The sequence below is a fragment of the Dysgonomonas sp. Marseille-P4677 genome (genome assembly GCF_016652235.1).
Classification (GTDB): domain Bacteria; phylum Bacteroidota; class Bacteroidia; order Bacteroidales; family Dysgonomonadaceae; genus Dysgonomonas.
The window spans coordinates 1-10,290 of the sequence record NZ_JAEPKU010000149.1 but is presented as its reverse complement, the minus strand read 5'-3'; the positions used below and the strand labels follow the sequence as shown (position 1 = coordinate 10,290).

The window sequence follows — 10,290 nt, the reverse complement described above, 5'->3', positions numbered from 1 at the left end:
GGCTAACGCTACGCTAAAAAAAATAAAAGATTCTATAACTATTTATCAGAAAAAGTTAGAACAAGTAAATACAGAGACTTCTATAACAGAAAACTTACTGGCTATGCTGCAAAAAGGTACAGATAAGAATGTAGCCGGATCAGATAAAGGTTTAGGTATAGATGAACTTGCTAAAACAATGGATTATTATAGATTGAAATCGACTGAATTGAAAAACCAGCAATCACAGAACGCTGAAAAGAAAAATAATTATGATAATGCGATTGCTCGTTTACAGAAACAGTTGGATCAGGAGTCGTTGAAAAACAGTAAAACGTCAGGAGTATTGAAATTGACTCTTTCATCTCCACTTGCTGCGAATTGCGATTTTGTCATTTCTTATTATACTATGTCTGCAAATTGGGTCCCATATTATGATATAAATATTACTTCTACCGATAAGCCTATTAAGATATTGGCTAAGTCGAAGGTACGACAAACCACCGGATTGGACTGGGAAAAAGTAAAGTTGACGTTGTCGTCAGCAACACCAAGTAATGGTAAGGTGGCTCCTTTATTTAACGCATGGTTTCTCGATTATTACAGGCCAACTCCCAAATATACTCAAACTCGCGGAGCTTCTTCTCTCAATTTTGCGGCACAGAATACTTATTCTTATTCTTTGAATAGAACTAGTGTTGCGGATGAGAAAATGGTATCGGAAGTTGACCCTTTCGGGAATGTGAATGTCGGATATGTAAATGGTCTGGTACAAACGCCATTGTATATAGTTGATGGTGTACCTGTAGATGCAGATTTTGTAGCATCTATAGATCCTGATAAGATAAAAGAAACACAAGTGTTGAAAGATGCAGCTTCAACCGGGATATATGGTTCGAAGGGTGCAAATGGGGTTGTGGTAATATCTTTGAAGAGTAGCATGGATGATTATATAACACAAAGAGAAAACGATCTGAATATGGTATATAACATCGATATGCCTTATACAATACCCGGTAATGGAAAAGAACAAAGTATTGATTTACAGACTAAAGAAACGGAGGCAGAGTATAAGTACTATTGTGCACCAAAGCTGGATACGGAAACTTATCTGTTGGCTGAAATATCTAATTGGGAGAAGTTAGGCTTATTGACAGGTAAAGCTAGTATTACCTATGATGGTACCTATGTTGGAGAAACGACAATAGATGCACGATCCACCCATAAAAAGCTTACTCTGACATTAGGCACAGACAAGCGGGTAAGTGTAAAGCGCGAGAAACTGGAAGACTATAGCAGTACCCGGTTTTTGGGAAGCGATACCAAGCAGGTATTTACATATAAACTTACCGTAAGGAATAATCAGAACAAACCGGTGCAAATGACACTGAAAGATCAGTACCCTAAATCTTCGCAAAAAGGAATAGATGTGGAATTGTTGGAGAAAGAAACAACACCATGGACCTATAATGGAGAGTCACTTGGTGTGATTACGTGGGAAGAAGAACTAAAACCAGGTGAAACAAAAGAATATAAGATCAGTTATAGTGTAAAATATCCGAAAGATAGTAATCTGAATCTTTAATAATAAGAACGCTAAGTTATAATAAGAACACTTCGCTACGATTTATCGTAGCGAAGTGTTTCATTCTAATATATTTCTCTTATTTATATCTTAACCACTTGAACATTTCGGCGAAAGTAACCTTTTTACCGTACATCAAAATACCTACACGGTATATTTTGGCTGCCAGTTGCACCATCAATATTGCAGTAGTAAATAATAGTGCTATGGATAATAAAAGTTCCCATAATGGTATCTCGAAGGGTGCACGCACCATCATCACTACCGGTGATGTAAATGGTATAATAGAACACCAAAAGGCCATAGCTCCTTCTGAATTTTGTGCAGCGGCGAAACCTGTGTAAAATGCGACCATCAGTATCACCATTACAGGCATTATAAGTTGTTGAGCCTCTTGAGAATCATTCGCTCCCGAACCAAACATGGCATATAGGGAAGCAAATAATAAGTATCCTCCTGTAAAGTAGACAATAAGACAGATGGCTACCTGTATCCAATTGATATTGATTAGACCTTTTAATAATCCGGCACCTAATTCAGGATTATTTTGCAACATCGCCATTGCTTGCTGGGAATCAGGAGATGATAACATATTCATATCCATGCCGAAATACATTTGAACGGCTATCATAGCAGCACCTCCTAATATGAGCCAAACGACAAGCTGTAGCAGACCTACCAAGCCGACACCGATAATCTTACCCATCATTAAGTCGAAAGGTTTCACCGATGAGATTATGACCTCTATGATCCGGTTGCTTTTTTCTTCAACAACACTTTGCATAACCATAGACCCATACATCATTATAAAGAAGAACATGCAAAAAGTAAGGGCTGTGCCAACTATCCTCGCAGCTTCGCCTAATGTTTCCGATTCTTTACCTGTTTCATCCCAACGTATGGTCGATACATATATACGGTCTTTAGATTTTAGAATTTGTTGTAAATCACTTACTACCTGTGGCTCAATATTACTTTGTGCTGTAAAATCTTCTATTTTCTGATTCTTTACAGCTTCAGTAAGTATATCATTGATATATGCGGTGAGTTCTCTTGGTGGCTGTTGCTTTTCCGAGAAAAAAGTTACAGCTTTAGGGTTTTGTTTCAGGTCATCACTTATTTGTAATAAAGCAGATGCCTTCTCCCGTTTAGTACTGTCATTGGCTGATAACTTAATAAACTCATATGTTTTACCCGATTCGAATAAGCTGGCATACATACCTGTATCATCTATTACATAAACCTTCTTGATGTCGTCGTTATCACTTACCATCATCAATATGGTAGGTAAAGCAACAACAGCTGCAAAAAGGAACGGTGTAAGTAATGTTGTTAGAATAAAAGCCTTTGTTTTTACTCTTGAAAGAAATTCTCTTTGTATAATTAATTTTAATGCTTTCATTATGCCGGATTAGAAACGATTTGTATAAAAATGTCATTCATTGAAGGTAATTCTTCTTCAAAAGAAAGAATCTCATATTTGGTTGCCACATCACTGAGTAATACTGAGTTTGAAACGTCATCATTACGTCTTATCCGTACTTCTACAGAATCTTTTTCTAGTTTTTGCGATAGAACCGAAAAATGAGAAGATTCTATGTCGAAATTGTCTCCTGAGATATTCAGTTTAAAAATGTGTTGCTTATACTGAGCTTTGATCTCTTTTACATTGCCTTGTAAAACCACTTGTGATTTGTTGATCAGAGATATTTCATCACAAAGTGTTTCTACCGATTCCATATTATGAGTAGAAAGTATTATTGTTTTACCCTTGGCTTTTAGGTCTAATAATTCGTTCTTTAGTAATTCTGCATTTACCGGATCGAATCCACTGAAAGGTTCGTCCAAAATATACAGGTCGGGTTCATGTATTACAGTTGCTATGAATTGTATTTTTTGTTGCATCCCTTTTGATAGTTCCTCTACTTTTTTATTTTCCCAAGAGGTAATACCGAACTTATTTAGCCAGTAATTGGTTTTCTGTCTTGCTTCTTCAACTGACAAACCTCTCAGGCGGGCTAGAAAAATAATATGTTCGCCTACCTTCATCTTTTTATATAAGCCTCTTTCCTCCGGGAGGTAACCTATATTGAAGATATCGTCAGCTGTAGACTCGCGCTCATTGATGAGTACTTTTCCAGCATCGGGGGCTGTTATTCTGTTAATGATTCGGATAAGGGACGATTTTCCAGCCCCATTCGGACCTAATAATCCATAAATACAACCTTTAGGTACCTTTATACTTACGCCATTAAGCGCAGTATAATTGCCGTATTGTTTTACAATGTCTTGTGTCTCAAGATATAACATGTCGATATTTTTGATGTTTTTTATGCTATACTTAGTTAGTCGTGATAACTATAAAATAATCACAAATGATTATTTTTTTGAATTACTATTTTAACTAAAAGGTGACAAAGTTATACACTTTTTACCTGTTTTTTGGTGTTACCCTATTTTACTTATAGAAAGAGTCTTTTATTTATAGATAAAGATTTTAATTTTTCAAGTAAAAAAAGGAGTGAAATTTCTTCACTCCTTTCTTTTTGTATCTCATATATTTATAGTTTATACCCGATAGAAAAATAGGTGTTACTATTACTCACATATATATCATGCGAGAGAGATTCTCTTTTCCATACTTTTGCCAAACCTATATCTCCACCCATTAGAAATACGATTCTCTTGAGTTCGAACTGAACTTCGATACCGATTCCGGCATCGGGCCTGTTCCATAGATTAGAATCATTAAAGGTATCTATACTGGTCATCCCAGAGTAATATCTTTCCGAGAAAGAAGTCTTTCCGGCTACCCCGTATGCAAAATAAGGACCGGCACTAACACCTATATTATTACCGTTAGAAAAGGCAAATTTATAGCCTACATAAACAGGAACCTGTAGATATATGGCATTCATAGTAGCATCTGCGGTTTGGTCTCTTATTGGAACATCATCTACTTTTGCTCCTTTAGATGTTAGCATAAGTCCCGGTTGAAGGTATATTCCCTTTCCCAAGGATATATCAAGTATACCGCCCAAGTTGAATCCGATTTTTGGAGTTGCATTATCGTAACTGTCATAGTGATTATCCCATGCTGTCACATTGGAAATGTTTAAGCCTCCTCGTAATTGTAGTGTCACACGCTTTTCGTTTGTAGGGTATATCTGGGCCTTTGCTCCGATACCGACTGATGAAATGAGTAGAATTAAAAATAATCTGCTTAAAATTTTCATAGTGTGTCTTAATGTTTGTTTTATAAAAAAGGTCTTCTATCGAATTTTTGTAAATGTAGTAAATAGAAGGAGAAAACAAAGAATACGGGTTTTTAAAGGATGCAATTTAAACGGATTCTAAATTTATTTCTTAGGGAATCGTAGTCTGCACAATGTGTTTGATAGAATTGATCTTATTATATTATTTTGATGGAGTCGGAAAATATTTTTTTAATTTGGCTCTTAGAGTAACTGTCATATCTATTCTTTGTGCCTGATAATAACATGAATATATAAATATGTCCTTCTTATCTTTATATTCCCAACCATGAAATTCTTCCATTATTTTCAACCGAACTTTGCCTTGATCATGGATTGAATAATAATATCTGAAATATCTTGATTTAGCTTTTGTCTTTTCAATTTCGGTTGCTATTTCGTCTACTACGTATTGTGGTATCTTTGCGTCATAAAAGACATCCTCTCCGAAAGAATAATAACCCAACTCTTTGTATGCTGATTTGTTATACTCTCTAGACTGTTGTCTGTCAAGGCTTACAAAGCCATCTTCTATATTGAATTTGTTGGATAAGTATGGTGACTTAAATATATAATATTCATGGTTTCCGAATGCGTATTGACCTAAATCGACTTCTAATATTTCGAGAGTAGAATCCATAACTTGTACTTCAGCAAATACAGTGGTCTCATCATATTTATAATCTTCAGTATGAGGTAATCTATAGAACCAGAAAATACATAGGACGATAATAATGATAAAGTAATAGTTACTTATTTTTCTTAATTCTTTTTCCATTGTCATAACCAAGGGTTACCTCCTCCACTGTTGCCACTTTTAAGAATGGCAGCTAGAATTAAAGCAAATATGATTGTAGCTAGGTATACTAATACTATTGCTGCGACTATGATCCCTAATATTCTTAGAGCAAGCTTCAATTTCCTCTTGTTTGCAGGCAATTTTGTTCTTTTCCATCCGAAATATAATGTCGTTGCAATGCTTAGTGGGCATATGATAAGCTGTAAAATTGAATATAATAAATCGCTGTTTTTGCTGTAAGTCAGCCCAATAAGGTAGAATAATAGCCCTATGATACAACTTTGAGCGATTACTAGAAAAGTCAGAAATCTTTCGGGGACACAGTGGTCTTCACTATCATAGGTATGGTCTTGTCTTTCATCCGTATCTTTTTCTTTCATTATATAGCTTAGTGTAGAATGTTTGTGATATGTTAGTAGTGTAATTCTTTACCATCTTAGTATTATTCTTTCACCCAGCTCTTTAGCTAAAAGTTTTTTTACTTCCTCCATCTCTTTTACTTGTTGCATGAGTTCAATGGCTCCATCCCAATCCCCTTCTTTCTGCTTTTGTTCCATTTTATCCTTAATCTCTTTTATTTGAGCTGATATATAGATATTTTTGAGTTCTGTTACTGCACGGGGTACATCTTTCAATAAATGTTTTTCTTCGGCAAGAGGGGTTTCCTCTCTTTTTAGGTTTTCGCCAAATTGCTTCATGTGTACCTTGCTCAATTGATATCTGTCGCTTACCAGTTCGGCTGCAATTTTACTTACTTGTGCATCTGTATGAGCAAGAAAATATCGGGATGGGCTAAATGTTTCGTCTACAGAGCGCTCTATAGCATCCTCCAGAATGACTTTATATAAAGGGTTGGTAAACCAGAACCCATCACGTTGTAAATCGAACTTTACCCAATCGATAACCGTAGTAGGCATATCACCCGTAATGTTGTTTTCTTCTCCACCTTCAAGTAGTATTTCCATACCGTAACGTACTATATAATAAAGTATGGCGAGTTCGAATTTATCGATCGGTGTTTTCTTTACAACGGTTTTGCTGTTACGCGTTGCTATCTGCGATAAATCATTATTTATAGCCGAGAGTTCGGACTCTATTTTGTTTGGAGTATTTTTTTCTAAATAAGCCAGACGTTTCTTTGTGACTTCCTGCATAAGAACTCGTTCGTCTATATCGAGTAATGTGCTGCAATCTTTAATGTAAACAGTACGTATAATATTGTCTGGTATAATTGAAATACTGTTTACTATATCAGAAATCAATGCTGCTCGTTTTATCGGATCATTTCCAGCTTCATCAAGTAGAAGCTTTGTTTTAAAACGAATAAAATCGACTTCATTTTCTTTTATAAATCGGGTAAGCGAATCTGCATTTTGTTTTTTTGCGAAAGAGTCGGGGTCTTCACCTGCAGGAAGGAGAATGACTTTTATATTCATTCCGTCTTCCAGCAAAAGATCAATTCCTCTGAGTGCTGCTTTTATACCTGCAGCGTCACCATCATAGATCACCGTCACGTTGTTTGTGAAACGGTGAATAAGACGTATCTGACCACTGGTAAGAGCTGTACCTGACGATGCAACCACGTTCTCTATCCCTGACTGATGCATAGAGATCACATCCGTATATCCTTCAACGAGATAACAGCAATCAGCTTTTGTTATTGCTTGTTTTGCAAAGAAGATACCATACAATTCGTTACTTTTGTGATATATCTCACTTTCAGGTGAATTGACATACTTACCTGTGTTTTCGGCTTTCTTGAGGATACGTCCGCCAAAGGCAATTACTTTTCCCGATAAGGTATGTACAGGAAACATAACCCGTCCGCGAAAACGGTCTACCAGATAGCTACTGTTATCACCCTTTATTGTTAAGCCTGTTTTAACCAGATAATCTTCTTTATAACCGTTTTTAAGAGCATCCTGAGTGAAAGCGTCTTTTTGGTCAAGGCTGTATCCTAACTGAAATTTTGTGATAATATCTTCCCTGAATCCACGTTCTTTGAAATAGCTTAGACCTACAGACTTACCTTCAATATGATTGTGTAGGGTATTTACAAAATAATCGCGGGCATAATCGTTGAGGATGAATAAACTCTCGCGTTCGTTATAAGCCTGCTTCTGTTCGTCGGTAAATTCCCGTTCTTGTATCTCTATGTTATATTTCTTTGCCAGATACTTCAGAGCTTCGTAGTACGAAAGCTGTTCGTGCTTCATAATGAAGTGAACGGCTGTGCCACCCTCACCACAAGCAAAGCACTTACATATATTTTTTGCCGGTGAAACATAAAATGATGGAGTCTTGTCGGTATGGAACGGGCATAAGCCAACATAGTTTATCCCTCTGCGCTTGAGGGTGACAAACTGAGATACTACATCCACAATTTGAGCAGCATCCATTATGCGGTCTATGGTTCCCTGATCTATCATTTTGTAATTAAAATCAAAAAAAATATTAATATTTATAATATGGTAGCTGTCATATAGATAGTTGCTTTTGTAGGCATCTATACTTGCTTTTCACGTACGAAAGTACTAAAAAATATCTTGAATACGGAATTGCATAAAATAAAAAAGGTTATCAATATATTTCGGATTTAACTCTTTTTCTTAACTTTGGCGTTCTTGTAAGTAACAGTGAATATTGGATAATTAACATTATGAAAAAAATACTACACTTAATCATTGCTCTAGTTTCATTTAGTAGTCTTTATGCTCAGGATCCGGCATCATGGACGGTCAAATTGGTTGATAAAGGAAACGGAGATGTTGAACTGAACGCTAGTTTTAAGATCGAGCCCACATGGCATATATTTGATCTTAATGTCCCGGAAGGGGGGCCCATGCCTACAACTATTTCGATTGATAATCTGAAAGGTGCAACCAAAGTAGGTGGATTCAAGGCTGTAAATTCGAAATTGAAGAAAAAATATGATGATATATTTCAGATGGAGTATGGCTACTATGAAACTCAAGCCACTTTTGTACAACAGCTGAAAATAACAGATAAAGCTGCGTTTACTCTTGAGGGTGATATTCGTGGACAGGTATGCAGCGAAATAGATGGCCAATGTATTCCTATTAAAATAGATTTGAATTTTAAATCGAAAGATTTACCTGCTACTGTAGCTGTTGCAGCAAATGCTGATAAACTGGATAAAAAAGTAGAGGAGGGGAGTGTTCCGGTAGAATCCGAAACATCGGATGTTGCTCAAGGGGATTCTTTGGTTCAGATAACAAACTCGGCAGATGGAGATATAAGTGATCTTTGGAGACCTGTAATTGAAGAACTAAAAGCTTACGGGGCTGCTGGAGATACTTCAGATATGTCTATTCTTTGGATATTCCTTGGTGGATTTGGTGGAGGGCTTATAGCCTTATTGACTCCTTGTGTGTGGCCAATGATACCGATGACGGTAAGCTTCTTCCTGAAAAGAAACAAAAAAGATCGGAGTAAGGCTATTCGCGATGCGGTAACTTACGGATTGGGTATAATTCTTATATATGTAACATTAGGCCTTTTGATTACAGGTATATTTGGAGCAAGTGCTTTAAATGACTTGTCTACAAGTGCCTTGTTCAATCTTATATTCTTTGCTTTGTTGGTTGTATTTGCTATATCCTTCTTTGGCGCATTCGAGATGGTTTTACCTTCTTCGTGGACTAATAAGATGGATAGTAAAGCCGACTCCACAACAGGAATAATAAGCATATTCTTTATGGCCTTTACACTGGCTCTGGTGTCGTTCTCTTGTACAGGACCTATTATCGGTACTCTGCTTGTTCAGGCAGCGGGTTCGGGGAGTATGATTGCCCCTGCTATCGGGATGTTAGGGTTTGCCATTGCTTTAGCTATACCGTTTACTTTATTTGCCATATTTCCGTCATTATTGGAGAGTATGCCTAAATCGGGTGGTTGGCTTAATTCAGTGAAGGTAGTACTAGGTTTCTTGGAATTGGCTTTAGCACTAAAATTCTTGTCTGTGGCAGACTTGGCTTATGGTTGGGGTATTCTCGACCGTGAAGTATTCCTTGTGTTATGGATTGTAATCTTTATATTGCTAGGTGTGTATCTTCTAGGTAAATTGAAATTACCACATGATAGTGATCTTAAGTATGTTTCGGTGCCACGCCTGTTTATGGCAATTATTTCATTTGCATTTGCTGTTTATATGATACCGGGATTATGGGGTGCACCGCTTAAATCTATTAGTGCATTCTCTCCGCCATTGTTTACACAGGATTTCAATTTATATAAAGGAGAGGTACATGCCATGTTCGATGATTATGAGTCTGGAATGGAATATGCACGCAAGAATAATAAACCAGTGATGATTGACTTTTCAGGCTATGGCTGTGTTAACTGTCGTAAGATGGAAGCTTCTGTTTGGACTGATGCACGGGTAAAAGATATTTTGGAGAAAGATTACGTACTGATCACACTTATGGTAGATGATAAAAAGAAACTGCCGGAAGTGATAGAAGTTGAAGAAAACGGAAAAATATCAAAGCTTAAAACTATAGGCGATAAATGGAGTTATCTGCAACGTCACAAGTTTGGTACCAATTCGCAACCGTATTATGTGCTGTTGGATAATACCGGTAAACCTATAGGCCCATCCTACGCATTTAATGAAGATGTTCCTGAATATATAAAATTCCTGAATATAGGGT

Annotated in this window: 8 protein-coding genes; 2 read left to right on the top strand and 6 right to left on the bottom strand. The window is 36.6% G+C overall.

Translation table 11 applies throughout. The features are described 5' to 3' along the window. Positions 1-1,564, top strand: a 1,564-nt coding sequence (locus JGH11_RS17395; protein WP_201113933.1) for a DUF4139 domain-containing protein, incomplete at its 5' end; no start/stop codon positions are given. A gap of 79 nt (positions 1,565-1,643) precedes the next feature. On the opposite strand, the gene JGH11_RS17390 is transcribed toward JGH11_RS17395, so the two are convergent. The 6 genes from JGH11_RS17390 to dnaG all read right to left on the bottom strand — a co-directional run bounded on the left by JGH11_RS17390 (position 1,644) and on the right by dnaG (position 8,046). Next, positions 1,644-2,966, bottom strand: a complete 1,323-nt coding sequence (locus JGH11_RS17390; RefSeq protein WP_201113931.1) for an ABC transporter permease — start codon at positions 2,964-2,966, stop codon at positions 1,644-1,646. Further along, the gene (locus JGH11_RS17385; protein ID WP_201113926.1) at positions 2,966-3,874 is read right to left on the bottom strand and encodes an ABC transporter ATP-binding protein; all 909 of its coding nucleotides are present in this window, start codon (positions 3,872-3,874) and stop codon (positions 2,966-2,968) included. Before JGH11_RS17385 ends, JGH11_RS17390 begins: the two co-directional genes overlap by 1 nt. A 251-nt stretch (positions 3,875-4,125) precedes the next feature. Then, positions 4,126-4,800, bottom strand: coding sequence for a porin family protein (locus tag JGH11_RS17380; protein WP_201113924.1), 675 nt, complete (start codon positions 4,798-4,800; stop codon positions 4,126-4,128). 181 nt (positions 4,801-4,981) lie between these two features. Continuing rightward, the gene (locus tag JGH11_RS17375) at positions 4,982-5,596 is read right to left on the bottom strand and encodes a hypothetical protein (protein ID WP_201113922.1); all 615 of its coding nucleotides are present in this window, start codon (positions 5,594-5,596) and stop codon (positions 4,982-4,984) included. A gap of 2 nt (positions 5,597-5,598) precedes the next feature. After that, positions 5,599-5,997: a hypothetical protein gene (locus tag JGH11_RS17370; protein WP_201113920.1), complete on the bottom strand. Its 399-nt coding sequence runs from the start codon at positions 5,995-5,997 to the stop codon at positions 5,599-5,601. Between the two features lie 48 nt (positions 5,998-6,045). Then, a complete protein-coding gene (gene dnaG / locus JGH11_RS17365; RefSeq protein ID WP_201113918.1) occupies positions 6,046-8,046 on the bottom strand; it encodes a DNA primase in 2,001 nt (666 codons plus the stop codon). A gap of 230 nt (positions 8,047-8,276) precedes the next feature. Here dnaG and JGH11_RS17360 point away from each other — a divergent pair. Then, positions 8,277-10,290, top strand: a 2,014-nt coding sequence (locus tag JGH11_RS17360; RefSeq protein WP_201113916.1) for a cytochrome c biogenesis protein CcdA, incomplete at its 3' end; no start/stop codon positions are given.

What these genes read in the sequence shown, in the direction of transcription:
- dnaG (WP_201113918.1), bottom strand. Translation starts at nt 8,046, where the DNA reads ATGATAGATCAGGGAACCATAGACCGCATAATGGATGCTGCTCAAATT.
- JGH11_RS17380 (WP_201113924.1), bottom strand. Translation starts at nt 4,800, where the DNA reads ATGAAAATTTTAAGCAGATTATTTTTAATTCTACTCATTTCATCAGTC.
- JGH11_RS17370 (WP_201113920.1), bottom strand. Translation starts at nt 5,997, where the DNA reads ATGAAAGAAAAAGATACGGATGAAAGACAAGACCATACCTATGATAGT.
- JGH11_RS17375 (WP_201113922.1), bottom strand. Translation starts at nt 5,596, where the DNA reads ATGGAAAAAGAATTAAGAAAAATAAGTAACTATTACTTTATCATTATT.
- JGH11_RS17390 (WP_201113931.1), bottom strand. Translation starts at nt 2,966, where the DNA reads ATGAAAGCATTAAAATTAATTATACAAAGAGAATTTCTTTCAAGAGTA.
- JGH11_RS17385 (WP_201113926.1), bottom strand. Translation starts at nt 3,874, where the DNA reads ATGTTATATCTTGAGACACAAGACATTGTAAAACAATACGGCAATTAT.